Below are 23,707 nucleotides of genomic sequence, written 5' to 3'. Positions count from 1 at the left end.
AGATGTACAAATAAATAGCCGATGGAGATAGGTTTATTATCCAGAGTTCTGGTTATTTAGCACATCCCTTTACCAAAATTCGGTTATTTAATTACTCCCTTCAGGTTTACACTTGCACCTTGATTGAATACTGGGTCATAATCTGAGACAAAGATTTAAATTGGAAACACAATGAATTGGTTAGCAAACTTAGCGCAAAAACGCACTCCTTGGGTTTTATTGACATTAATAGCATTCACATTTGAAGTGACCGCTTTATTTTTTCAATATCAGATGGGCTTAGAGCCATGCATTATGTGTATATATCAACGAACAGCTATGCTCGGATTATTAATCGCTGGGGTCATTGGAGCTATTAACCCTAATAATATGATTATACGTGTTACTGCTTTTTCTACTTGGGCTGTTGCGAGTATATGGGGATTTTTATTAGCCCGTGAACATATTGATATGCAAACAACAACCGATCCGTTTGCGTTTAGCTGTGAGTTTGAACCTAATTTCCCGCTCCCATTGCATGAGTGGATACCACACTTTTTTGCAGCAACAGGGGACTGTGGCAATATTGATTGGCAATTTTTAGGGTTAAGTATGCCGGCATGGATGGAAGTGATTTTCGCTGCATTTACTATGGTGTTTTTCGCTGTTATATTTAGCCGATTGTTGATCAAAAAGAGCTTATAATGATTGCATTTTTTTCTAGTCAAATTACTCAGCTTAATCATCTTAAAGTACGTGAGCGGCAAGAGGTAATAGCAATCGCGTTATCAATGCTTTCACCGATACAAAAAATCAATTTACGCATTGTAAAACTACTGCTTTTAACACCTGTCTTTGCATCTCTTGTGTATATTGAAGGCTGGCTAATGCTTGTAGGGTTACTTTTAGCAGGGCTTAGCTATCCCTTACTAACGACTCCTGTTGAGATTGCTTTTGCAAAAACTTACTTATCTGAAGCTCTAAAACAACATAACAGTTTAAAAGGCGAGAACTAACTCGCCTTCAGCAAGAGTTTCATTCAACGTGTTGTAATGAAACTCGCTGCTATAACACAACCTTTCCTTCTAATTTTGCCAATAATTTATTTCCAATCCCTTTAACCTGAGTCAATTCAGTTACCGATTTAAACGCTCCTTGCTTATCTCTATAATCAACTATTGCCTGCGCCTTAGATTTACCAATGCCAGGTAAGGTAATCAATTGATCAATAGTTGCTTTATTTATATTGATCATTGCAGCTTTGCTTAATTCACTTGCTGTTGCTGATGTATTATCAACTGCATAACTTGGGCTGGCTATCGCTAAGCCAAGTAAAATAACTATTAAACTTAAAAACTTCATGTTTTTCCTCCATGCTGTCCATACTTGGACTAAATTAATAGTGAACAAAATTGACCTCCCTTTTAACTAATCTCAGCTCTTTAAGTAAGATAAAGGTAGGACCTATTAAATAAAGTAAACTGTCATGAATTTGTCAAATGTACCGATAATAAAAAAATTAAAATGTTAACTTGCAAAAATGCACACAAACAATTACTGTACATAAAAACAGTAACCTAATTCAGTGTGTAATATTACACAAAAGTACGTTAGCAGGAGAGATCATGGCTGTTGTTGTTAAATATGTTGTAGAAAGAAGCGGAGTTGAGCGTATGACGTTTACTACTAAAAAAGAAGCTGATGCATATGACAAAATGCTCGACATAGCAGAATCACTAGAGGTTATGCTAGAAAAGGTAGACGTTCCTTTAAGCGAACAGCAAATTGAATCTCTTGCTTTAGAAATGGCTAAAAGCAAAGATGGTTTCATTAATGTGCTTAAAGGCGCAAAAGATGTAGTCAGTAAGCCTGCTCAAGCTAAGGCAAAGAAAGACACAGACAAAGTTACTGACTTAAAGAGTACATCTGAAAAAGCAGCCAGTTAAAGCAAATATACAATAAAAAAGGAGCTTTTAAGCTCCTTTTTTATTGATTGAATTTCATCTCGTTACAATGACTTTTCAACCTCATCAAACAAATCAGTAATTTCATTGTTTGGTGCTGGTGTTGTTAAACTAACAGCAACAATGGCAATACTAGATAAGATAAAGCCCGGGATGATTTCGTAAACAATACTACTTAACTTTTCACCATCAATTGTTATTGGGGCATAAATCCAAATAAGTACTGTTACCGCACCAACAACCATGCCGGCTAATGCACCAGCAAAGTTCATTCGCTTCCAATAAAGGCTAAATAAAACCAAAGGACCAAAAGCAGCACCAAAACCAGCCCATGCGTTGCTCACAAGATCTAAGATTGAGCTGTCACGGTCATAGGCTAAGTATATTGCGCACATTGCAACCGCAGCAACGCTAATACGCCCAACGGTAACTAACTCAGTATCACTTGCTTCTTTTCTTAAAAACGTTTTGTAAAAGTCTTCTGTTAACGAACTTGAACTTACTAGCAATTGCGACGAGATAGTACTCATTATTGCTGCCAAAATGGCTGCTAATAAAAAGCCTGCAATTAATGGGTGGAATAAAAGCTCTGAGAGTATTAAGAATATAGTTTCAGGGTCTTCAACAACAATATTATTTTCATACGTATAAGCAGCCCCAAATAAACCAGTACCTACCGCACCAATTGCCGCGGTAATCATCCAAGTCATGCCTATACGGCGCGCAGTAGGCATATCTTTAACACTGCGAACAGACATAAAGCGCACAATAATATGTGGTTGACCAAAATAACCTAAACCCCACGCCATCGCGGATATAATGCCTAAAGCCGAACCTGCACCAATCCAGTTAAGCATCTCTGGGTTTACGCTATTTAGCGTTGACTCTAGCGGCTGTTCTAGCAAAGAGTATGCAACTGTTGGCACGAGTATTAACGCAACAAACATGATACAACCTTGCACGAAATCAGTAAGACTCACCGCTAAAAAACCGCCAAACAAAGTATATAGTACCACTACACCAGTGGTGATATATAAACCCATTTCATAGGATAAGCCAAACGAGCTTTCAAATAACTTACCCCCTGCAACAACACCTGACGATGTATAAAGTGTGAAAAACACAATAATTACCACAGCAGATACGACGCGTAATAAGTTAGATTTGTCAGTAAAGCGGTTAGAAAAGTAATCAGGGATAGTTATAGAGTCGTTTGCTTTTTCTGTATAGACTCGTAACCGTGGTGCAACCAGTAAATAGTTTAACCATGCCCCTAACACCAAACCTATTGCTATCCACGTGCTGCTAAAGCCAGTTACAAACATAGCACCAGGTAGTCCCATTAAAATCCAGCCGCTCATATCGGATGCACCCGCTGATAATGCAGCTACAGAAGGTGACAAACTACGCCCTCCTAACATATATCCAGACACATCACTAGTGGACTGTTTATATGCATATAGGCCAATCCCGAGCATGACAATAAAGTATGCAGCTAAAGAAATAATCATTCCTGTTTCCAAATTTGCCTCCGTTTGTGAAGTTTTTATCTGGTTTTTAATCCTAATAATGACTCTAGCTTAGATGTATAGAAAAGACATTATTGGTCTAAAAGCCAATTTAGATGATGACTATATCATGGCTTAGGTAAATAACTCTACCTCCAGCTTTTGTCGAATAAGTTACTGAGGTAAAACCTATTTTCATATAACACACAATTTTTGTTTAGATATATGGCAATAAACTATTATATGCCTTAGGCTTAAATAAATATATTTTCAAAAACTCAATACTTTAGAACTAGTATTTAAAATATTGTTAATGCTATTTTTCATTATTTATCTTATATTGCCCATGTAATTGTTTAACTTAATTGGATTTGTTGTTTATGTACTTTTATGCTGCGCGCCAACCAATTTTAGATCGCGATAAAGAACTCATAGGTTATGAGCTACTTTTTCGTGATGGCGTTGATAATGTTTTTCCAAACATCGATGGTGATGAAGCAACCTCAAGACTCATTGAAGGCAGTCAATTTAATTTCGGTTTAGAAGACTTAACGGACGATAAACCAGCCTATATTAATTTTACATTAGATACCTTGCAAAAAGGCTACCCAACTTTATTAGGTAAAGATCAAATAGTTGTAGAAATACTTGAAACAATACAACCCGGTAAACGCTTACTAGCAATAGTTAAAGATTTAAAAGAGAAAGGCTACACACTGGCTTTAGATGACTATATCCATCAGCCAGTATGGCGTCACTTTTACCCGTACATTGATATTATAAAAATTGACTTCTTAAGCTGTGAACTTGATCAGATAAAGCAAATAATTGAAGAAATTAAACCTTTCCCACAAATTAAACTACTTGCAGAAAAAGTAGAGACCCATGAAAAATACCAACTCGCTTTAGACTTAGGGTTTAGCTATTTTCAAGGCTTCTTTTTTTCAAAACCAGAAATGGTGCAAAGTAAATCACTCCCGCCTTCACAAATCGCGTTAGCTGAACTGCTTTATGAAACGTCGTCAATGGACATAAACCTAAAGAAAATAACGGATGTATTTGAGCGAGATGTCACACTTTCTTACAAGCTATTACGTTACAGTAATTCAGCAGCATTTAAGCGACGTGCTGAAATAAGTACCATTAAGCAGGCGCTTATCGTGCTTGGTGTACAGGAAATTAAAAAGTTTCTGTCGTTACTATTTGCAGCTCAAGTAGCTGCAAATAAGCCTGCCGAACTCATTCGATTATCACTCACTCGCGCTCGCTTCACTGAGTTATTGGCAATTGAGCACAATAAAGTTAAAGATACTGGCATGGCTTTTCTAACAGGGATGATGTCACTTATGGATGCTATTCTAGATGAAAGTATGCAAAGCGTTATGAAAAAGCTGCCCCTTTCAAATGATATTAAAGACGCACTTGTTGAAAATAAAGGCCTGCTCGCACAATACTTGGAATTGGTAAAATTGTACGAACAAGCAGATTGGCAAAGCGCAAATACTGTTATAGATGAATTGGCTTTAGCGGCTGATAAAATACCAGATTCATATCATGAAGCACTTACTTGGGCAAACACGCAAATGAAAGTATTGGGTGATGAATAAAAATACCTGTGATTAAAAAGTGCTAGTTGTTTAGGCTAGCACTTTTATAGTTAAAGGCTTTCTAAAAAGTCCTCATCGAAATCTTCAGGTTCTTTTTCAATTGGCGGATTACCATCATGTAATTCATACAATTGACGTTGAAAATAAATATCTTTCATAAAAATGTAAGGGTCAAGTGACTCATTAAGCAGACTCTCTTGAGCGATAAGCGAAGCCCTTGCTTCAACCGCTTTAAGCGCAAAAACTAACACAGTTTGTGGTGTCGTTAATGTGATCTCAGGTAGAACAAAATTATCCACAACATCACCAGCTAAATTACGTGTTGTCGAAGGGCCCATACCTGGCAACATTAAGTATGCACCATCACCTATCCCCCACACACCCAGTGTTTGACCAAAATCTTCATCAACAATATTGAGTCCTAGTGAACTCGCTACATCAAATAAGCCAAAGATACCCACTGTAGAATTAACTAAAAAGCGTGCAACACTTACCCCAGCATTACCCGGCTTTCCCTGTAGTGTCGCATTTATAACATCAGTTGGCGCAGTTATATTGTCAGTAAAATTAACCACACTGCGTCTTACCGGAGCCGGTGTAATAGCAACATATCCAACAGCTGTTGGGCGCAAAATATAGGCATCTAACACATCCATGTTAAAATCATAAACAGGGCGGTTAAAAGATTGAAGCGGGTCTCGCTCATCAACTTTTTCGTCAGGTACTTGCGCACATCCTGCAACAACTAGTAACCCAATCAATAGTAAACTCTGTCTTAACATCTTTTATCCTTTTAAGGAATTAACTCATTTATTAGTAATGTATGTTGTGTTGTCTTTGCTTGCTCTAATACGGGAGAACGCCCCTCGAGCTCGCCACTTGAAGGCATTACTGAGGCATCTTTAGAAATACGCGCCGTGATTACAATTTCTTCAGAACTCGAAAGCGTTAGTCCCTCTACCATAGAGTTTAGATCACTAAGTTGCACCTTAAGCGGGAAACTATAATCGGTGAGCTTTACAACAGCCAATGGCATCGGCGACCCGCTGGCCGCTTTTGCAAATACAAATAAAGTACCATTTTCAGGAAGATCATTAACTAATGCAGAATCTAAGTTTACATTAACCGTAATCCCTTCATCACTTGCAGTTGAGCTAGGTATATTTTCTGAAGAGGTCACTGCGTAAATTTGGTTATTTTGCTCAGCCATTTTTTGCTCAATATCACTAATGCGCTGAGCTATCATGGCATAACGGCTGTCTTGAGCATCCATTGTACTGAGAAGCACCTCAAACGCAGATTTAGCTTGAGCCCAATCTTGGCGTTCGTACGCAATCAAGGCGAGCAATGAAATAGCATCTACATTGGTCGGTTCATCTTTTAAAACGCGTGATAGCATGCTTGCTGCACGGGTCATATTAGTGTCACTGCCTTGCATTAAAAGCAACTGGCTATAGCTGACCATCACACCTAAATTATCAGGATTAAGGCGTAACACTTTATCAAACGACTGCTGTGCCATGTCATACTCATTTAGTGACATTGCAACGCGTCCTAGTAACATCCAAGCAACTTGATCGTCACCATTTTGAGCAAGCTTGGTTCGCAAACCTAAGGCAAAAGCCTGTAGTTCATTTTGCGTCAATGGTTCGCCTTTTTGCATCACTGCACGCTCACCATATTCAGGCAAATTATCCATCGCGGTATACCAGTCTTGTAACTGTTTTTGCGAACCTGTTGCCGTATAAAAAATTACCGTCAATACAATTAAAAATGTACTGCCTGTTAATGCCAATATCGCATTGTTTCCTCGGCTAAATAACGACTTCTCAGGAGAGATCTCATTAAGTAAGCGACGTTTCAACTCAACCACTGACTCATCGTAGCCTTGCTGCTCAATACGCTGTTCTTTTAGGTCAAGCGCTAACTCTTCTAAACGTTGGTGATAAATGCCAATTAATTCAGAATTTGCATTATGAGTGACACTTTTTACACGTTCTTTTGTCAAAAAAGGCAAAGCTACAAATACAACAGCTACCAAAGTTAGTAGCACAAAAGAAGCCCACATTAAAATCATTTACTTTTGCTCCTGACGTTGATTTTGCGCAATTAGTTTTGCCAGTAACTCTTCATCTTGATCGTTCCAGTTCTGTTTTATTGCAGCTTTTCGCTGTCGAATAACAATGAACCCAAAGCCAATAATGACGATTAAAATGGGTAATACCCACAATATTAATGTCGCTGGAGTAACAGGTGGTTCGTAATGCACAAAGTAGCCATATCGATCAATCATGTACTCGATGACTTCATCTTTGCTCTTGCCTTCTTTTACCAACACAATAACTTTATCACGTAAATCTTTAGCAACTACAGCATCTGAGTCTGCTATGTTTTGGTTCTGGCACTTTGGGCAACGCAACTCTTTAGTGAGCTCGCCAAACCGTTTTGCTTGTTCGTCATTTGCAAATACATATCTATCTTGCTCTGCTGAAACTGCAAAGCTAAAAAGTAATACTAAACCAATAAATAAATACTTCATGGCGTTAACTCCTGCATGATAGGTGCAAACTTCGCACGCCAAACTCGTGGATTAATATCGCCAGTATGGTGTAACAAAATTGTCCCTTTACTATCGACTAAAAACGTTTCAGGTGCCCCTGACACTCCTAAATCAAGTGCTAATGTTCTTTCTAAATCAAGTATATTGAACTGATAAGGGTCACCTGCTCTGCTAAGCATCGTACTCACTTCTTCACGTAATGAATCCATGTCAAATGGACCATCAAAATCAGAATCGTAGCTTTGCACGTAATAAAGACCAACGATCTTTACTCCTTGCTCACGTAGCTGAGTTAAATAACCCAACTCAGCTAAACATGTTGGACACCAAGTACCCCATACATTGAGTAAATATACTTCACCCTGAAGATCTGTTTGCTGCCAACGCTTATCGTCTTGCATTAGATCTGGTAGGTTAAAGCTAGGCATTGCCTGGCCTATTCTTCCTGTTTGTAATTCTCGAGGGTTTGCAAAAAGTCCTTGGTACAAAAAAACACATATCAGTACAAAAGCTAATAACGGTAGCAACGCTAAGAATTTACGGTTCATAAGGCCTCCGGCTGGCTTTTTGAATCACGCTTTTTATTACTACGATAGCGTTTGTCACCTAAAATCATAAAGCCTGCTAGTGAAATAAGTATGCCACCTAACCACATCCATCGAACATAAGGTTTATGATAAATACGTAATGACCAACCACCGTTACTTAGCTGCTCACCTAAAGCAAGGTATAAATCACGAGTAAAACCAGCATCAATCGCCGCCTCAGTCATAAATTGCATACCAATGTCATATTGACGTTTTTCAGCATATAGCCTTGCCACTTTATCACCCTCTTTAAGCACCGTTACAACACCTGCATGGCCGCTGTAATTAGGTCCACGGATATCCTTAACACCTTCAAAGCGATAGTCATATTGGTTAAGCGATACAACCTCTAACGGCTTCATTGACACATCACGCTCTACCGAATACGCCGAGGTTAAAGTCACGCCAGCAATCACAAAAGCAATACCAATATGGCCTAGTACCATTGCCCAGTAACTTACACTTAAACGTTTTAAACCATTTTGTAGGCTGCCGTGGACTCGCGTTTTATCAACAATATCAAGCACAGTTGTAAAAACAATCCACACAGCTAAAGTAGTTGCAAGTAAGGTTAAAGGTGCAACATCGTCGTATCCCAAAAACAACCAAGCAGACGTCACAGCGATACTTGCAAGCGCGCAAAGTAGCAGTTTATTCTGTAAAAATGCCCATTTATTTTGTTTCCAACGAAGTAATGGCCCTATACCCATTAGGATTGCAAATGGTACAAGTAAAATCGCAAACATTTTATTAAAGAACGGTTCGCCTATTGAAATACTGCCTAGTCCCATTTCTTTGTGGATCATAGGTAATAACGTACCTAGTAAAACAATGAGCGTTGCAACAACTAAAAATATATTGTTTAACCACAGTGCCACTTCTCGAGAGACAAGTTTATATCGCCCTTCACTTTTCACTTCAGAGACTCGTAATGCATAGAGAGCTAAACCTCCGCCAACTACAATCGCTAAGAAAGCAAGAATAAACAAACCACGATCAGGGTCTGTAGCAAATGCATGTACAGAAACAATAATGCCAGAACGTACAATAAAGGTTCCAAGCAAACTAAATGAGAAAGCAGCTATAGCCAATAATACCGTCCATGATTTAAATACACCGCGTTTTTCTGTAACTGATAATGAGTGTAATAAAGCAGTCGCAACTAACCATGGCATAAGGGATGCATTTTCAACAGGATCCCAAAACCACCAACCGCCCCAGCCTAGTTCAGCGTAAGCCCACCAACTACCAATAGTAATACCTAGGGTTAAAAACCCCCATGCGGTCATTGTCCATGGACGTGACCACTTTGCCCACGTGTTATCAAGTTTACCGGTAAGTAAAGCAGCAATGGCAAATGAAAAGGAAACAGATAAACCAACATACCCCATGTACAACAATGGTGGATGAATAATCATTCCCGGATCTTGCAATAAAGGATTTAAATCCCGCCCTTCAACAGGGTAATACGGTAACAACAGTTCAAACGGACTCGACATCAATAGTGTGTAAAGCATAAAGCCAACACCCAAAAACCCAAGCACACCCAATACGCGAGCTCTTAATATCCAAGGCAAAGACTGTGAGCGCATTGCTACAACGGCAGTCCAGCCTGCTTGCATCACAAGCCATAATAAAATAGCGCCTTCATGACCACCCCATGTTGAGGTTATTTTATAATACCAAGGTAACGTGCTGCTTGAATGATAGGCTACGTACGCTACGGTAAAGTCATCCGTTAAACTTGCATAAATTAGTGCGGCAAATGAAATTAAAACAAAAGCAAATTGCCCAACGGCCAAAGAAGGTGCAGCGCGCATTAAACGCAAGTTACCTGTATGCGCGCCCCATAAAGGAAAAATACACAATAAAACACTTAGCACCATGGCCAGTGTCAAAGAAAAATAACCAATTTCAGGAATCATATTAATTGCCACTATCTAAGTTATATTTAGGTTTTTCGTGCTTAATTCCTTTTACAGCCTCAGCAACTTCTGCAGGCATATACTCTTCATCATGCTTAGCTAAAACCTCAAACGCCTCAATTACATCAGGCTCTATCAATACGCCTTGCGCAACAATACCCTGCCCTTCACGAAATAAATCAGGCAAAATACCTTGATATCGAATAGTCACTATTGGCCCTGTGTCGGTCAGCTTAAAGCTTACTTCTAGACTGCTTTCGTCACGCACAACAGACCCTGGTACAACCATGCCACCGATGCGCAGCTTCTGGCCTATAAAAGGCTTCTCAAGGTTTGGACCTTTGCCTTCAATGAGCTCACTCGGGGTGTAAAATAAGTTGATATTTTCTTGCAGAGCATACAAAACTAAGCCAACTACTGCACTTAATCCAAATATAACGGAAGTAACAGCAAGCAAGCGTTTTTTGCGTCTTGGGTTCATGATTTTTGCTCCTGTTTAGCTTGCTTAATTCGCTGTTCGCGGTCTGCTTGTTGCTGAACAGATGCCAAAATACGTTTGGTATCATTTAATGAACTCAATAAAATACCGAGTAGAATAAGTGCGCATGTTCCAAAAGATAACCAAACGTAAAAGCCATATCCGCCCATGGCTATAAAATCAGAAAAAGAATCAAACTGCATAACTAACCCCTTTTAATCAACTGACGAACCCAAGGACGGTGCTTTTCGCGCTGTAAAATTTCATTTTTAAGGCGAATTAATGTCACAGTGCCAACAAATGCAGCGAAAGCAACGATATTAACCATCAATGGCCAAAACATACTTGGGTCAATCGCTTCGGTATTAAACTTTGTGATAGATGCGCCTTGATGCAAGGTGTTCCACCACTCAACAGAGAAATGAATGATTGGTAAATTAATCACTCCAACAATAGCAAGAATAGAAGCCGCTCGACCCGCGGCTTTCTTATCTTCAAAGGCATAATATAAAGACAGCACACCTAGGTATAAAAATAATAAAATCAATTCAGAGGTTAAACGAGCGTCCCATACCCACCAAGCACCCCACATAGGTTTACCCCATGCTGCACCTGTGATCAATGCAATAGCAGTGGCACAAGCGCCAACTGGGGCAATAGCAATAACGGCAAGTTCAGCGTTCCTTAACTGCCATACCAAAGCAACAATTGCCGCTATGGCCATTGATGAATAAGCGCCCATAGATAAAATAGCTGAAGGAACATGAATAAAAATAATGCGATAGCTGTCTTTTTGCTGGTAGTCTGCTGGCGCATACGCCAACCCCCAAACCCAACCAACAACCATGCACACAACCGTAATAACGGCAAAATAGGGCAGTAACGTATTGCATAATTGATATGCACGATCTGCTTTAGCGTAGGGATGTAACCACTTCCACATATTAACTTACACTCACTTTTAATGCTGACGATATGGCAATTGGTGCGCTCATAACAGCGACGACGAGCATCGCACCAAGGATGGCAAGCTGCCCGCTATAATCCAGTGACATTGAACTGGTATCAATAGCGGACGTTGCAAAAATTAAAACCGGGATATACAAAGGCAAAACAAGTAAGCTCATTAAAATACCGCCTTTTTGTAGACCCACAGTAAGACCGGCGCCAATAGCACCGATGAAACTTAATAATGGCGTACCCAATAAAAGAGTAAATATGGTTGCAACCAATGATTGGCTATCTAAATTTAACAACAACGCGAACAAAGGGGTCATTAATACTAAGGGTAAGCCAGTGATAACCCAGTGAGCGCATACCTTAGCCAAAACCGTTAAGGGCAAAGGGTATGACGACGCTATTAACTGCTCTAAGCTTCCATCATGAAAGTCATCACGGAAAATTTTATCTAACCCAAGCATGGTTGATAGTAATGCGGCAACCCAAATTATACCCGGCGCCATCCGAGCAAGTAGTCCTGGCTCTGGGCCTATTGCTAATGGGAATAGTGTGATCACAATTAAAAAGAATAACAGCGGGTTAACTATTTCTGCACGCTGACGAAATGCCAGTTGTAGATCTTTTTTACAAACCGCTGTAAATAATTGTAAGTAAGAATGTTTGCGTAACATCAGTGACGGTACTCCAAAGTAACCGTTTGTAAATCATTAAAGTGTGTAGTCAAATCTTGGTGGGTGGTTAATAATATAGCCCCGCCATTTTCTAAATGACTGGTAAACCTATCTTGTAAAAACGCAACGCCAGATTTATCCAAGGCAGTAAAGGGTTCATCAAGAATCCACAATTTTGCATCATTAAGCCAAAGTCTAAGCAATGCGACACGACGTTGCTGACCCGCAGACAACGTTCTTACAGGCACATCTTCCAGCCCCACTAAACCAATACTTGCCAGTAACGGATACAAGTCTTGCTCATTACTATAGCCCTGTATCTGTAACCAAAAGCGTACATTTTCTAAAGCAGTGAGCTGAGCATTTACACCTGTTTTGTGGCCTATAAATAATAATTCACGGGCAAACTCATCATAGCTTTTTGTTATAGATTTTTCTCGCCAAAAAATATCACCTTCATCTGGGGCAGCAAAACCCGCAATAATGCGCAATAATGATGTTTTACCAGCCCCGTTTGGGCCAGCTAACTGCATAATTTGTCCCGATTTCAAACTGAAATTAAGATCCTCAAACAAACAGCGGTCTTGTTTGATGCAAGTGACGGACTTAATGTGTAGCAAGATGACGATTCTCTATACCCAAAATTAGGCGTTAGTCTACCATAATGATAGGGTAATACGAATAACGCAATGAAACCGATTAGTGAAAAATTGATTTAAAATAATGAATGAACCAACGCATATATCTTTAGCTAACTCATTGACTGTAAAACAGTCAACAACCGATGCTGCGCAGCAAAACATTGACTTAAATGGGCAAACATTAAACGCTAAAAACATCGTGTTCGCTAAAGGTTCGTTGCAAATGGATATAATGGTAAATGATCATTGGCAAACCTTGCGTTTAGTGACAACGCAATCTCCAGCAAATGCACAAAAAATACCTGCTGCTGAGATTCAATTAAGCGCTGACGGCAAGCAGCTTACTATTTTACCAACACAAATATCCTTGGCGCTTAATCAAGCTAAGCATCTACAAAATTTACTGAATTTTATAAGTTCAGGCAGTCAATTAGTCAATAAGCCATTAACCATAAACGTTGTTACACACCCAACCGCAAAATTACAGCTCCCGCAATTAAACGCAAGTTTGCCAATTAATAAGGAGGTAGCAAGTGTTTTACAAAGTGAACAGCCGATTCAAGCTATCATCAATAGCGACCATAGAGGTACTAAGCTCACAGTTTTAAATAGGTTTGCTGACAACTTACATCAACAACCTATTAGCCAAAATAAATTAGCAACGTGGCTTGCAAAGCTAGCACCTAATGGACAAATAAAAGCCATTAATAATGCGGTGGAATTGATTATACCGCAGCAGAAAAGCGCATTTAACGTGCCCGTAAAAGCAGAACAAATACAACAATTGGATTCAACTTTACAGCCTGTAAAAATAACAGCAGTAAATGAAAAGCTGCAGCTAAAAACGCATAACCCGCAGGTTATAGTAACTTTGAAAAACTCATTAACTCATACATTTAATAGCTTACTTAGGGCACAACCAGAAAAATTAAACTCACAATCATATCTGTCCCAACAGCCGATAGTGAGCCCTTTACGTAATTCTAGTAGCCCAATAAAGTCGTGGTTCCAAAACAGTTTTTCGGATTTTAAAACACGTATTAATGATGCTGTACGTTATTTTGAACAAAAGCCTTTTAGCAAACCAGGCTCTCTTTTAGCTAGCGCAGTTCAAAACACTAAATCAATAAATAAAGCAGCAAATACAGTTCAATCTACGCCTCCAATACAGAGTCTAATTCCGCAATCGCTTACGCGTATAAATTTAGCGGCACTTGCAAACTCGCATCCTTCGCCTTTGCAAGCAGATATCAGTAACGGCACTGCGCTACCAAAGCATTTTCATACCTCACCACCTTTGGCACAGTTTTTTCAACAAATAAAAGCGGGGTTAAGCGCACTGACTTCAATGCAATCGAATATCCCCTCAGCAGAGCATGACCTTTTATCTAGTCAAGCAAATCAAACTAATACGCAAAATAAAACAACGTTAGCACAGGCCACTCCAATGCAAATTGGCCAGCCAGCGAAAATTACTAAGCAGGGTGGAGCAACGGTAGATACTGAATTAACAAAAGAAGCAAAAATAATAAGCAAAAATAACGACACTGTCGCTTCTTCTCAACCTATTGTAGATAAAAATGCTACTGTAAAAGTTAAGAGTAATCAAAATCTAACATCTTCTGTTTTGCCACCCAAAGCTGAAAACTTAGCATCAGATTTAAGTAAAAGTGCGAAAGAAATGAAACCTGATTTCATTCAACAGGCCACTCCTAAAGTGCAGCAACACTCCATCTCGAACACCTCTTCACCTAAAGCGGCATCATTTTCAGTACCTGCGAACTTTGATGCTACCAAAGTGATAGCAAACGCGAGCCATAACAAAGCACAACAGCTTACTAATACAACTCCAACAGGGTTAGACACTAAACAAGCTAATCTTGAGAGCATAAAAGCCCCTCTGAATGCACCTGTTGTTAGCAGTCAAATAAGCCTACCTATTGAGGCAAAGCTACTATCGCCTTTACTAGATATTCCAAAAGATGTTTATAAGCCAGAAACAGCTTTTATTAATAAGAGTAAACTACCATTAAGCAGAGAATCTTTAACACAGAAAATAGAACAACTTGCACAGCCTAAAATTTCTGACAATGTCGACCTTAATCGGTTGGTTAATCAAGCTTTTAACCGAATGATTAGCAGCCAAACTATTCAACCTCAGACCGTTCAGCGTGAGGTATTAAGCATTTTATCGCCTCATAGTCTTTCTGCGCCTGCTTATCAAAATAGTTTTAGCCAAGCTGTTGAAAGTTTGAGTGTTGCTATATTAGCCGCACCTATTCTTAACTCATCGGGTATTGGCAACTTTAATGGCCAAACCTCACTTGATGCTCTTTTACAAGTATTAGTACCAAACTTTAAAGCCGTTAATAGTGAAAAGCTTCAGGAGCAACTTCTACAAGCAACTAGTCAAACATTGGCAAATGAATTGAGCCAAATAAAAACAACTGTCAGTCAAGTAACCAGCACACCCGTTAATCAACAAACAGATAGCAATGCATTTGTGCAATTTTTCTTACCAATGAGGTTACCCCCTGAGGCTTCGCAAACTGAAATATCACTCGGAAAGTATAAAAAACCAAGTAATGAAAAGCCTGAAGGTAAAGATGTGTGGTTTGTAAGATTAAATTTTGATTACGCTGATCTTGGTCAGTTACAAATAACTGCAGAGTTAATGGATAAAGCACTGGATTGTAAATTACTTGCATCCAGTCAAGAAGTAACGGCCATAGCGCACCCTCATATTGAAAGCTTACGTCACAAACTATCTGCACATGGGTTACAGGTAGGAGAACTTAATTTAAGTCAGGGTGCTGCAAAACACCAAGCATTTTACCAATCTCATGCCATTATTAATATTAAGGTCTGAATATGAGTGACATCGAGCAAAAATCAGCTATTGGGTTGTTGTATGAAGCCGGTAAAGCACCAACGGTTAGCAGTAAAGGGTTTGGCGAGCTTGCTGAAGAAATAATTGCCGCTGCTGAAAAAAAAGGGATTTTAATACATCAGGACAAGTCGCTTGCTAAAACGCTTTCTCATTTAGAGCTGGGTGAAGAGATCCCTAAAGAGCTTTATTATGTTATTGCAGAACTGATTGCTTTTTCATACGTTTTAAGAGGCAAGTTTCCACCTGGTTGGCAAGACTTTCAAGGCAAGTTAAATATAAAAGCATGAGTAGTTTGATGCGTAAAAGGCGCTAACTAGCGCCTTTCTGTTGATGCAGCGATATGAGTAATTCAGCTTCCGCACGAGGTAGTTCACACTCACGGATAATCTCTTCTATATCAGCCCCCAGTTCCACCATTTTTACAGCTCGTGAGTAAATTTTAGCATCTGGGTCATCATATTTTTGCGCATCTTGTTGCTGTGCTAGTTCTTGACTCTTTTGCTCGGCATCAACCAACCGCTTGCCAATACTAAGCATTCCAGCACGCATTTCAGCAACTTCACTACGTAAAATACTATTTTGTTGTAATGCATTAGCTAACTGCTTCTGGTTTGCTTGCTCAGAAGCCATTAACCGTTTATTTAAAACATATAAGAATACAAAGCACACTAGTATTAAAAAAAGTGCGCTACACACTAAAGAGAGTAACAGCATAGTTCATCCGTAAGCATTAGATATCGCTTAACTCATCCCACTCTTCATCATTTAGTAATTTATTCAAATCAACCAAAATTAATAACTCGCCATCGCGATTACTTACACCTTGAATAAACTTAGCACTTTCTTCTGTACCAATATTTGGTGCGCTGTCAATTTCAGAGCTACGTAGATATACAACTTCTGCCACACTATCGGCTAAAATACCGATTACTTGCTCTTCCGCTTCAATAATAAGAACACGAGAATTATCAGTTGCTTCAGCAGACATTAAACCAAAACGGGCACGCGTGTCGATAACTGTTACAACATTACCACGTAAGTTAATTATACCAAGCACATAACTAGGGGCGCCTGGAACTGGGGCTATTTCGGTATAACGCAATATCTCTTGTACTTGCATCACGTTCACACCGTAGGTCTCTGATTCAAGTTTAAACGTTACCCATTGCAATACTTCGTCATTGCTATCGGCATTTTTACTACTTGATACTAATCTTTCTTCGCTCATGCTATTACTCCGATTATCGTTACTGCTCACGGCTATCTAAGCCCTGCTCCAGCAATTGATTTAAATACTCTACATCAATTAGGGCACACATTTTTTCTTTAATCACGCCTGCTAACCATGGACGTTTACCGCTATTAGCACGCCATTTTATATCTTCAGAGCGCAAGGTAATATTATTTACTAATTTCTCAGCTAATAATCCCCATTGACTATCACCTAAAGTAATTAAGTACTGATAGTCTAGTTTCTCTTCAAGCTCTTGGGTATATTTTTCTGGCATTACCCATCGAGCTGTATCAACCACATTTAGGTTTTCATCACGATTAAGCATCACGCCTTTAAACCACTTAGGCTTGCCAAAAAGTTGAGTAACCTCACCTAACTGATGAATACCACCAAGTGCTTTTAATGGCACCGCTAAGGTAAGCCCTGCCACTTCAAAAAATAGTGCCTGAAACTCTCCATCAAAATAATCTTCTTGGCGTTGAACAGGCGTTTTACCAACCGCTTTATTTATCGTTAGTTCTGTTTCAGCTATATCTTTGATATTAGCTTGAAATTCTGGTTTCTCAAGCTTTGATATTGGCTCAGCCTCTAAAATAGGCTCTTCTAAGGCATCAGGTTGCATTATTGCTTGAGTAGTCTTTGGTGTTAACTCTTTTTCAGTTGCTGATGGTTTAACTTGCTCAAGTAATTTAGCTACAGGCTCAAGTGCTGAAGAATCTTCATCGCACAGCAAAGCTTCCAAATATTGGGTCATTACTTTTTCATTAGCAAACAACTGCTTACTCATCAATTAACCTTGTTCAATCAAATAATCTAATAACGCACGATAAGCAAAAACGCCCCGCGAACGAGGACAAAATTGAATGGGCACTTGTTGCGCAAGGCTAGCATCTCGAAACTTTGTATCGACAGGAATTACCCCCGGCCAAACTTTATCTTTATATGTCTGTTGAAGGGTTTTATATGCCTCCAAAGATGCATTAGTGCGCTTATCATACATAGTAGGGATAATGGTATATTGATACTGCTTTGATTGCGAGCTTTGCATTAACTCCATCGTGCGCATCATTCGATCTAAGCCCTTTAAAGCGAGGAACTCAGTTTGCACCGGAACTAAAATTCGTTCACTGGCGGCCAATGCATTCACCATAAGCACGCCCAACACAGGTGGACAATCTAAAATAGCGTAATCATAGTGGTCACTAATTTTAAGTAATGCTTTTTTTAAAATAAGCCCCATACCCGTTTTATTACCCATGCTACGGTCCAGTGTTGCGATAGCCATAGTTGCAGGTAAGATATCAAGGTTAGCAATATTTGAAGGGCATAAAGCTTGTAAGATCTCTTCGCTTTGCATTGTGTTACCACGTGCAAAGATATCATAAACGCTGACTTCAAGATCTTCAGAATCAATGCCAAAATAATATGTCAAAGAAGCATGAGGGTCAGTATCAATTAGTAATACCCGCTTTCCCTGCAACGCCAAAATGCCAGCAAGGCTTACTGCGGTTGTTGTTTTGCCAACACCGCCCTTTTGATTTGCTACGGTCCAAACTTTCACATTACACCTTATTGTTCTTCATTTCGTGTTGTAATACGAATCCCACCATGGGGTAATTGGATTACTTTAATGGAATTATCATTTGAGGGCAGTTCAACTTCTTCTGGTATTGAAGTTTCAACTTCTTCTACTGCACCATCACTGTCAACTGTCTTTTTTTCAGGCAACCCGTATTTTGACAAAGCAACAACCACTTTACGGTTTTGTGCTCGTCCTTGTGCAGTTGCATTATCTGCAAAAGGAGAATACTCCCCATATCCCTCTATAGCCATTCTAGCAGGGTTTATACCCATTCTTTCCAACTCTATCAGAATAGAGGTAGCTCGAGCGACTGATAACTCCCAATTCGAGCGAAATATTTCATTTCGAATGGTTTCATTATCAGTATAGCCGCGAACTCGAATGTAGTTATCCACTGGTGAAATGATGTCTTTAACCATACTGATAACAGACTTAGCTCTGGAGTGCGCAACTGCACTTCCACTTGAAAATAACATTCCTGAGCTTAACTCAATGATTAGCCAATCCTGATGTAACTCTAAACTTGCTTCACCATCGCGTATCTCATCAATTAAAGCAGACTGTAATTTTGTCAGTAAGCTATCTAAAGGTTTACCTAGATGCTTTTGCTTAATATTACTTGTATCACTTTGTCCATCGAGTAACTCTGGCCCTACTTCTTGTTTTTGAATACTTTCGCCAAATAAAAGCTCTTTTTCTGGGCTCACTCTATCTGTGAGTAAACCCGTGCCAGAAACACCCGTCCCCTCTTGGCTGTGTTGACGAGCAGATTTAACAAATACTTGTTCTAATGAGTCAGATAATACTTGGAATTTTTCTTCTTTATTGATGGCCATCGCATACATAACAACAAAAAACGCAAACATAATTGTCATATAATCAGCATAAGAGACTAACCATCTCTCAGTATGTTGATTACTGGCATTATTGTTACGTAGTTTACGACGCATCATCAGAAATTTTACTCAGGTAGTAAGGTTGGTCTTTCAATACGATATGCTTCTAGTCTTAGCTCTATATTGGCTGGGCTATCACCTTGGCTAATTGCCATAATACCCTCTGCTAGTGACTCATGATAAAGCATTTTTTGTTCCACTTGCTGTTTTAATTTATTAGCCATTGGCAAGAACAACAAATTAGCTAAACCAACACCATAAATAGTTGCAATAAATGCAGTTGCAACACCCGCTCCTAACTTCTCTGGCTCGGTAATGAACGACATTGCTTGAATCAATCCTAAAACAGCCCCTAAGATACCAATAGTTGGGCTGTAACCTCCAAAAGCTTCATACACCCGGCTTGCTTCAAGCAAACGTTCACGCTCAAGTAACAGGTCTATTTCTAACGTGTCACGTAGCGCCTTATCACTGACTCCATCAACTAATAAACTAAGCCCTTTTGCCGCATAGGGATCTGGGTGATTCAGTGCTGTGTCTTCAAGCGCTAAATACCCTTCTTGGCGAGCTTTTATTGACCACTGTTTTACCTGTTCAATTGCTCCGTCAATATCATGACGCGGCGGAAAAAAAACCCAATAACTTATTTTTAAAGCTTTTAAAAATGTACTTGAAGGAGACTGCAGCATTACAGCCCCTATTGTTCCACCTAAAACTATAAGAAGTGCAGGTCCACTGAATAAGGCAGATACAATACCGCCTTCCAAAGCATACCCAAATGCAATCGCACCTAATGCTACAATTACACCTAAAAATGAGAGTTTATCCACAACCAATCTCACGGATAATTCTGCTCGCGACATCGTCTAATGCAATATCTGCACTTGCTAAACCTGCATTTGCAACAGCTTGAGGCATGCCATATACCACGCAACTTTTTTCATCTTGCGCCCAAATAGTTGCACCGACTTGCTTTAGCATTCGAGAACCATCACGACCATCAGCGCCCATACCTGTCAAAACAACCGCTAATACATCTCCTTGGTAGGCTTTTGCTGTACTAGCAAATGTTACATCAACACTTGGTTTATAAGTTATCCTCGCACTGTCGTCTTCAAAAACGCGCAACGTTCTATTTCCACCACGTCCTTCTACCAGCATTTGCTGACCGCCGGGTGCTAAATAAGCTGTACCAGGCATTAATTTATCGCCTTGTTGAGCCTCTTTTACTTTGATTTTACATAGCCCATTTAATCTCGCTGCAAACGCAGGAGTAAATGCGGCAGGCATATGCTGAATTAACAAAATTGGATGCGGAAAATTAGCAGGTAATTTTGTTAAGATAGTTTGTAGAGCAACAGGCCCCCCTGTAGATGTACCTATTGCAACTATTTGATATTTTTTACCCGACGCACGCACCTCCGATTTTGGGCTCGGTGACGTTTGTCGATTAAAAGTACGATCTGGCTGAATAACCGTACTACGAGAAGGCGATTCTTTGCTTGGTACAGTACGCGATGAGACCGAAGGAGCTGGGCGGCTAAATCTAGATATTCGTCTACGGCCAATTTCTTTTACTTTATTCTGTAATAGCTTTATTGCATCTTCATTATTGCGCGCTATGTCTTCAAATTTCTTTGGTAGAAAATCCAAAGCACCTGCATCCAACGCGTCTAAAGTTGCCGTTGCACCATCGCGCGTTAATGACGAAAACATTAAGATAGGTGTTGGGTTAGCTGCCATTATTTCTTTTACAGCGCTAATTCCATCAAGAACAGGCATTTCTACATCCATTGTAATAACATCTGGACGTAATTGACTGGTTTTATCAACGGCTTCTCGGCCGTTAACAGCAAAACCAATTACTTCGATATCCTTATCTTGTTCAAGAATTTCACTAACTCTACGGCGAAAAAAGCTTGAATCATCAACAACTAATACTTTAACTGCCATTGGTACACTCTTGTTAAATTTTACCTATGAGAGCTAGAGGCTCTCATAAAAGGTTAAGTATGGGCTAGCCAGCATAAAACTTCAGTAGACTTGGCACATCTAATATCAATGCAATTCCACCATCAGAGGTGATTGTTGCCCCGGCCATACCTGGCGTGCCTTGTAATAGAGCATCCAATGGTTTTATTACAACTTCTTCTTGACCTATTAATGAGTCAACAACGAAACCCACTTTTTGAGTGCCTATTTGAACTATAACAACGTGTCCTTGAGCTTTTCGTTGTGATCTATCGGCACCTTTAATTAACCAGTGCTCCAAGTAAAACAATGGAATTGCCTTTTTACGGACAATGATTGTTAATTGTCCATCAACAACATTAGTTTGTGTTAAGTCTAAATGAAATATTTCGCTTACACCTGCAAGCGGTAAGGCAAATGTTTGCTCGCCAACAACAACCATTAAGGTCGGTAAAATTGCTAACGTAAGTGGCACTTTTATCTCAAGTATAGTACCCACACCAAGCTCAGACTGAATACTAACAGAGCCATTTAGCTGATTAATTTTAGTCTTAACAACATCCATGCCAACACCGCGGCCTGAAATATCAGAAATCTCTTCTTTAGTTGAAAAACCTGGTGCAAAAATTAAGTTATACGCTTCAGTATCTGACAAGCGGCTCGCTTGCTCATGATCAAGCACGCCCTTACTAATTGCGATCTTCTTGAGTTTTTCAGCATCCATACCCGCACCATCATCGCGAATGGTAAGTAAAATATGGTCACCTTCTTGTGATGCAGATAGTGTTACAGTACCCGTTCTTGATTTGCCTGCTGCTTCACGAACATCAGGCATTTCGATACCGTGGTCTACTGAGTTTCTCACCAAGTGGACTAATGGATCTGCCAATGCTTCCACTAAGTTTTTGTCTAAATCCGTGTCTTCACCAACTAGCAATAGATTGATATCTTTTTTCAAGCTTCTTGCTAAATCACGAACAACACGAGGAAATCGACCGAAAACCTTTTTGATTGGTTGCATACGGGTTTTCATTACCGCGCCTTGCAAGTCAGCTGTGACAACATCTAAATTAGAAATTGCCTTACCCATCACTTCGTTATTAGTATTTGTTGCTAAGCTAACCAAGCGATTTCTAACTAATACTAGTTCACCAACCATGTTCATTATTTCGTCTAGGCGCTTTGTATCCACCCTAACGGTTGTTTCAGCTTGCGGTGGTGGTGGCTTTTTAACAGCGGTTGCTGCTGGTGTAGCTGGCTTTTCAACAGCTTTCGGGGCTGGGGTCGGCTTACTAACTGGTGCAGGCTTCTGTGCAGCTTTGGGTGGTTCTGGTTGTTTTGCTACTGGCTGTTCAACTGTATTCTCTGCAACGGCTTTAGGTGCTGAACCTTTGCCATGAAGTTCATCAAGCAAAGCCTCAAATTCATCATCGCTTATGTCGTCACCAGATTCATCACTAACAGGGCTTTTCGCCTCAGGTGGTTTAACTTGTTGCTCAGCTGCGGGAGCCTTATCTACAGCAACTTCGCCAAAACTTCCTACACCATGTAATTCATCTAATAAATTATCAAATTCATCATCAGTTATATCATTACCAGATGAGCTCTGTTGCGCTGGAGCACTTTCAGTTTTAGGAGTTTGGCCTTTACCATGCAATTCATCGAGTAAGCTTTCGAATTCATCTTCGGTAATTTCATCAATGTTGTCTTCTGTTGAACTATTATCTACTTCACCATTAAATAGCTCATCAAAGGCAAACGGATCTTCCTCGTTAACACTTGATTCTTCAGTTACAGATTCTTCAACTGGTGCGGCTGCAACTGTATCTGGCATTGAAACAGCGTCGTTTTCGTCATCACTTGGGGGCTGACTTAACTTGTGTAATACCGCAAGCAGTTCAGGGTCCGCTGGCGCAGGCTGTTCACGATTTTGAATAGTCGCGAACATTTCATTAATAGTGTCAAGCGCTTGCAGTATCACATCCATGAGCTCTGAGTTGACTGTCCGTACACCTTGGCGCAGCAAATCGAATACGTTTTCAGCGCCATGGCAAGCATCAACCAATTCGGTCATACTTAAAAAACCGGCACCGCCCTTAACTGTGTGAAAGCCGCGGAATATCGCATTCAGTAAATCGGTATCATCCGGATTATTTTCAAGCTCTACTAGCTGTTCTGATAAAAGCTCAAGGATTTCTCCAGCCTCAACTAGAAAATCTTGTAAAATGTCTTCATCGACTTCAAAGCTCATGTA

26 protein-coding genes are annotated in these 23,707 nt (G+C 39.8%); 6 read left to right on the top strand and 20 right to left on the bottom strand.

Annotated elements, in window-relative coordinates; all coding sequences use genetic code 11:
- Positions 1 to 171 precede the first annotated feature (171 nt).
- Together dsbB and ACHUE3_RS08500 are read left to right on the top strand one after the other, a co-directional pair.
- Positions 172 to 684 (top strand): disulfide bond formation protein DsbB, encoded by a 513-nt coding sequence (dsbB, locus tag ACHUE3_RS08505; protein WP_394192056.1) that lies wholly within the window; start codon positions 172 to 174, stop codon positions 682 to 684.
- Positions 684 to 995: a DUF6170 family protein gene (locus tag ACHUE3_RS08500; protein WP_394192054.1), complete on the top strand. Its 312-nt coding sequence runs from the start codon at positions 684 to 686 to the stop codon at positions 993 to 995. The genes dsbB and ACHUE3_RS08500 overlap by 1 nt, the downstream gene beginning before the upstream one ends.
- A 49-nt stretch (positions 996 to 1,044) precedes the next feature.
- Here ACHUE3_RS08500 and ACHUE3_RS08495 read toward each other — a convergent pair whose 3' ends face one another.
- Positions 1,045 to 1,341: a ComEA family DNA-binding protein gene (locus ACHUE3_RS08495; RefSeq protein WP_394192052.1), complete on the bottom strand. Its 297-nt coding sequence runs from the start codon at positions 1,339 to 1,341 to the stop codon at positions 1,045 to 1,047.
- Positions 1,342 to 1,604: 263 nt separating this feature from the next.
- Between ACHUE3_RS08495 and ACHUE3_RS08490 the strand changes: the two genes are divergently transcribed.
- Positions 1,605 to 1,925 (top strand): YebG family protein, encoded by a 321-nt coding sequence (locus ACHUE3_RS08490; RefSeq protein ID WP_394192050.1) that lies wholly within the window; start codon positions 1,605 to 1,607, stop codon positions 1,923 to 1,925.
- A 62-nt stretch (positions 1,926 to 1,987) separates the two neighbouring features.
- On the opposite strand, the gene putP is transcribed toward ACHUE3_RS08490, so the two are convergent.
- Entirely contained in the window at positions 1,988 to 3,466 is a 1,479-nt protein-coding gene (gene putP / locus ACHUE3_RS08485; RefSeq protein WP_394192048.1) for a sodium/proline symporter PutP, read from the bottom strand.
- A 365-nt stretch (positions 3,467 to 3,831) separates the two neighbouring features.
- Here putP and ACHUE3_RS08480 point away from each other — a divergent pair, with 365 nt between their 5' ends.
- On the top strand, positions 3,832 to 5,058 hold the full coding sequence (locus tag ACHUE3_RS08480) for an EAL and HDOD domain-containing protein (protein ID WP_394192046.1): 1,227 nt from the start codon (positions 3,832 to 3,834) through the stop codon (positions 5,056 to 5,058).
- A 50-nt stretch (positions 5,059 to 5,108) separates the two neighbouring features.
- Here the strand turns inward: ACHUE3_RS08480 and ACHUE3_RS08475 are convergent, their stop codons facing one another.
- Genes ACHUE3_RS08475 through ccmA form a run of 10 tightly spaced genes read right to left on the bottom strand, consistent with a single transcriptional unit; the run spans position 5,109 to position 12,859 of the window.
- Entirely contained in the window at positions 5,109 to 5,840 is a 732-nt protein-coding gene (locus ACHUE3_RS08475) for an MlaA family lipoprotein (protein WP_394192044.1), read from the bottom strand.
- A gap of 11 nt (positions 5,841 to 5,851) precedes the next feature.
- The gene (ccmI, locus tag ACHUE3_RS08470) at positions 5,852 to 7,135 is read right to left on the bottom strand and encodes a c-type cytochrome biogenesis protein CcmI (protein ID WP_394192042.1); all 1,284 of its coding nucleotides are present in this window, start codon (positions 7,133 to 7,135) and stop codon (positions 5,852 to 5,854) included.
- Complete coding sequence (locus ACHUE3_RS08465; protein WP_394192040.1) at positions 7,136 to 7,597, bottom strand: cytochrome c-type biogenesis protein; 462 nt, start codon at positions 7,595 to 7,597, stop codon at positions 7,136 to 7,138.
- On the bottom strand, positions 7,594 to 8,166 hold the full coding sequence (locus ACHUE3_RS08460; protein WP_394192038.1) for a redoxin family protein: 573 nt from the start codon (positions 8,164 to 8,166) through the stop codon (positions 7,594 to 7,596). The genes ACHUE3_RS08465 and ACHUE3_RS08460 overlap by 4 nt, the downstream gene beginning before the upstream one ends.
- The gene (locus ACHUE3_RS08455; protein ID WP_394192036.1) at positions 8,163 to 10,130 is read right to left on the bottom strand and encodes a heme lyase CcmF/NrfE family subunit; all 1,968 of its coding nucleotides are present in this window, start codon (positions 10,128 to 10,130) and stop codon (positions 8,163 to 8,165) included. The genes ACHUE3_RS08460 and ACHUE3_RS08455 overlap by 4 nt, the downstream gene beginning before the upstream one ends.
- 1 nt (position 10,131) lies before the next feature.
- On the bottom strand, positions 10,132 to 10,611 hold the full coding sequence (gene ccmE / locus ACHUE3_RS08450) for a cytochrome c maturation protein CcmE (RefSeq protein ID WP_394192034.1): 480 nt from the start codon (positions 10,609 to 10,611) through the stop codon (positions 10,132 to 10,134).
- Entirely contained in the window at positions 10,608 to 10,811 is a 204-nt protein-coding gene (ccmD, locus tag ACHUE3_RS08445; RefSeq protein ID WP_394192032.1) for a heme exporter protein CcmD, read from the bottom strand. The genes ccmE and ccmD overlap by 4 nt, the downstream gene beginning before the upstream one ends.
- Positions 10,812 to 10,813: 2 nt before the next feature.
- Positions 10,814 to 11,551 (bottom strand): heme ABC transporter permease, encoded by a 738-nt coding sequence (locus ACHUE3_RS08440; protein ID WP_394192030.1) that lies wholly within the window; start codon positions 11,549 to 11,551, stop codon positions 10,814 to 10,816.
- A 1-nt stretch (position 11,552) separates the two neighbouring features.
- Positions 11,553 to 12,239, bottom strand: coding sequence for a heme exporter protein CcmB (gene ccmB, locus ACHUE3_RS08435; protein ID WP_394192028.1), 687 nt, complete (start codon positions 12,237 to 12,239; stop codon positions 11,553 to 11,555).
- Entirely contained in the window at positions 12,239 to 12,859 is a 621-nt protein-coding gene (gene ccmA / locus ACHUE3_RS08430) for a cytochrome c biogenesis heme-transporting ATPase CcmA (RefSeq protein ID WP_394192026.1), read from the bottom strand. The genes ccmB and ccmA overlap by 1 nt, the downstream gene beginning before the upstream one ends.
- 103 nt (positions 12,860 to 12,962) lie before the next feature.
- Here ccmA and fliK point away from each other — a divergent pair, with 103 nt between their 5' ends.
- A complete protein-coding gene (gene fliK, locus ACHUE3_RS08425) occupies positions 12,963 to 15,749 on the top strand; it encodes a flagellar hook-length control protein FliK (protein WP_394192024.1) in 2,787 nt (928 codons plus the stop codon).
- Positions 15,750 to 15,751: 2 nt separating this feature from the next.
- Complete coding sequence (locus tag ACHUE3_RS08420) at positions 15,752 to 16,057, top strand: EscU/YscU/HrcU family type III secretion system export apparatus switch protein (protein WP_394192022.1); 306 nt, start codon at positions 15,752 to 15,754, stop codon at positions 16,055 to 16,057.
- 22 nt (positions 16,058 to 16,079) lie between these two features.
- On the opposite strand, the gene ACHUE3_RS08415 is transcribed toward ACHUE3_RS08420, so the two are convergent.
- The 8 genes from ACHUE3_RS08415 to ACHUE3_RS08380 form a co-directional block, all read right to left on the bottom strand.
- Positions 16,080 to 16,484: a DUF2802 domain-containing protein gene (locus ACHUE3_RS08415; RefSeq protein WP_394192020.1), complete on the bottom strand. Its 405-nt coding sequence runs from the start codon at positions 16,482 to 16,484 to the stop codon at positions 16,080 to 16,082.
- 16 nt (positions 16,485 to 16,500) lie between these two features.
- A complete protein-coding gene (locus tag ACHUE3_RS08410) occupies positions 16,501 to 16,998 on the bottom strand; it encodes a chemotaxis protein CheW (protein WP_394192018.1) in 498 nt (165 codons plus the stop codon).
- A 19-nt stretch (positions 16,999 to 17,017) separates the two neighbouring features.
- A complete protein-coding gene (locus tag ACHUE3_RS08405) occupies positions 17,018 to 17,791 on the bottom strand; it encodes a chemotaxis protein CheW (RefSeq protein ID WP_394192016.1) in 774 nt (257 codons plus the stop codon).
- A gap of 3 nt (positions 17,792 to 17,794) precedes the next feature.
- Complete coding sequence (locus ACHUE3_RS08400; RefSeq protein WP_099296711.1) at positions 17,795 to 18,565, bottom strand: ParA family protein; 771 nt, start codon at positions 18,563 to 18,565, stop codon at positions 17,795 to 17,797.
- A gap of 8 nt (positions 18,566 to 18,573) precedes the next feature.
- Positions 18,574 to 19,539, bottom strand: coding sequence for a flagellar motor protein MotB (locus ACHUE3_RS08395; protein ID WP_394192013.1), 966 nt, complete (start codon positions 19,537 to 19,539; stop codon positions 18,574 to 18,576).
- 8 nt (positions 19,540 to 19,547) lie between these two features.
- The gene (locus ACHUE3_RS08390) at positions 19,548 to 20,312 is read right to left on the bottom strand and encodes a flagellar motor protein (RefSeq protein WP_394192011.1); all 765 of its coding nucleotides are present in this window, start codon (positions 20,310 to 20,312) and stop codon (positions 19,548 to 19,550) included.
- Positions 20,305 to 21,435, bottom strand: a complete 1,131-nt coding sequence (locus ACHUE3_RS08385; protein ID WP_394192009.1) for a protein-glutamate methylesterase/protein-glutamine glutaminase — start codon at positions 21,433 to 21,435, stop codon at positions 20,305 to 20,307. Before ACHUE3_RS08385 ends, ACHUE3_RS08390 begins: the two co-directional genes overlap by 8 nt.
- A gap of 64 nt (positions 21,436 to 21,499) precedes the next feature.
- On the bottom strand, positions 21,500 to 23,704 hold the full coding sequence (locus ACHUE3_RS08380) for a chemotaxis protein CheA (protein WP_394192007.1): 2,205 nt from the start codon (positions 23,702 to 23,704) through the stop codon (positions 21,500 to 21,502).
- Between the last annotated feature and the right edge of the window lie 3 nt (positions 23,705 to 23,707).

Source organism: Pseudoalteromonas atlantica, from assembly GCF_043641955.1.
Classification (GTDB): Bacteria; Pseudomonadota; Gammaproteobacteria; order Enterobacterales; family Alteromonadaceae; genus Pseudoalteromonas; species Pseudoalteromonas atlantica_A.
This window is presented reverse-complemented; position numbering and strand designations above follow the sequence as displayed.

Bases quoted from the DNA above. Each gene is read 5' to 3' on its own strand.
- dsbB (WP_394192056.1), top strand. From the start codon at position 172: ATGAATTGGTTAGCAAACTTAGCGCAAAAACGCACTCCTTGGGTTTTA.
- ACHUE3_RS08500 (WP_394192054.1), top strand. From the start codon at position 684: ATGATTGCATTTTTTTCTAGTCAAATTACTCAGCTTAATCATCTTAAA.
- ACHUE3_RS08495 (WP_394192052.1), bottom strand. From the start codon at position 1,341: ATGAAGTTTTTAAGTTTAATAGTTATTTTACTTGGCTTAGCGATAGCC.
- ACHUE3_RS08490 (WP_394192050.1), top strand. From the start codon at position 1,605: ATGGCTGTTGTTGTTAAATATGTTGTAGAAAGAAGCGGAGTTGAGCGT.
- ACHUE3_RS08480 (WP_394192046.1), top strand. From the start codon at position 3,832: ATGTACTTTTATGCTGCGCGCCAACCAATTTTAGATCGCGATAAAGAA.
- ACHUE3_RS08475 (WP_394192044.1), bottom strand. From the start codon at position 5,840: ATGTTAAGACAGAGTTTACTATTGATTGGGTTACTAGTTGTTGCAGGA.
- ccmI (WP_394192042.1), bottom strand. From the start codon at position 7,135: ATGATTTTAATGTGGGCTTCTTTTGTGCTACTAACTTTGGTAGCTGTT.
- ACHUE3_RS08465 (WP_394192040.1), bottom strand. From the start codon at position 7,597: ATGAAGTATTTATTTATTGGTTTAGTATTACTTTTTAGCTTTGCAGTT.
- ACHUE3_RS08460 (WP_394192038.1), bottom strand. From the start codon at position 8,166: ATGAACCGTAAATTCTTAGCGTTGCTACCGTTATTAGCTTTTGTACTG.
- ACHUE3_RS08455 (WP_394192036.1), bottom strand. From the start codon at position 10,130: ATGATTCCTGAAATTGGTTATTTTTCTTTGACACTGGCCATGGTGCTA.
- ccmE (WP_394192034.1), bottom strand. From the start codon at position 10,611: ATGAACCCAAGACGCAAAAAACGCTTGCTTGCTGTTACTTCCGTTATA.
- ccmD (WP_394192032.1), bottom strand. From the start codon at position 10,811: ATGCAGTTTGATTCTTTTTCTGATTTTATAGCCATGGGCGGATATGGC.
- ACHUE3_RS08440 (WP_394192030.1), bottom strand. From the start codon at position 11,551: ATGTGGAAGTGGTTACATCCCTACGCTAAAGCAGATCGTGCATATCAA.
- ccmB (WP_394192028.1), bottom strand. From the start codon at position 12,239: ATGTTACGCAAACATTCTTACTTACAATTATTTACAGCGGTTTGTAAA.
- fliK (WP_394192024.1), top strand. From the start codon at position 12,963: ATGAATGAACCAACGCATATATCTTTAGCTAACTCATTGACTGTAAAA.
- ACHUE3_RS08420 (WP_394192022.1), top strand. From the start codon at position 15,752: ATGAGTGACATCGAGCAAAAATCAGCTATTGGGTTGTTGTATGAAGCC.
- ACHUE3_RS08415 (WP_394192020.1), bottom strand. From the start codon at position 16,484: ATGCTGTTACTCTCTTTAGTGTGTAGCGCACTTTTTTTAATACTAGTG.
- ACHUE3_RS08410 (WP_394192018.1), bottom strand. From the start codon at position 16,998: ATGAGCGAAGAAAGATTAGTATCAAGTAGTAAAAATGCCGATAGCAAT.
- ACHUE3_RS08405 (WP_394192016.1), bottom strand. From the start codon at position 17,791: ATGAGTAAGCAGTTGTTTGCTAATGAAAAAGTAATGACCCAATATTTG.
- ACHUE3_RS08395 (WP_394192013.1), bottom strand. From the start codon at position 19,539: ATGATGCGTCGTAAACTACGTAACAATAATGCCAGTAATCAACATACT.
- ACHUE3_RS08385 (WP_394192009.1), bottom strand. From the start codon at position 21,435: ATGGCAGTTAAAGTATTAGTTGTTGATGATTCAAGCTTTTTTCGCCGT.
- ACHUE3_RS08380 (WP_394192007.1), bottom strand. From the start codon at position 23,704: ATGAGCTTTGAAGTCGATGAAGACATTTTACAAGATTTTCTAGTTGAG.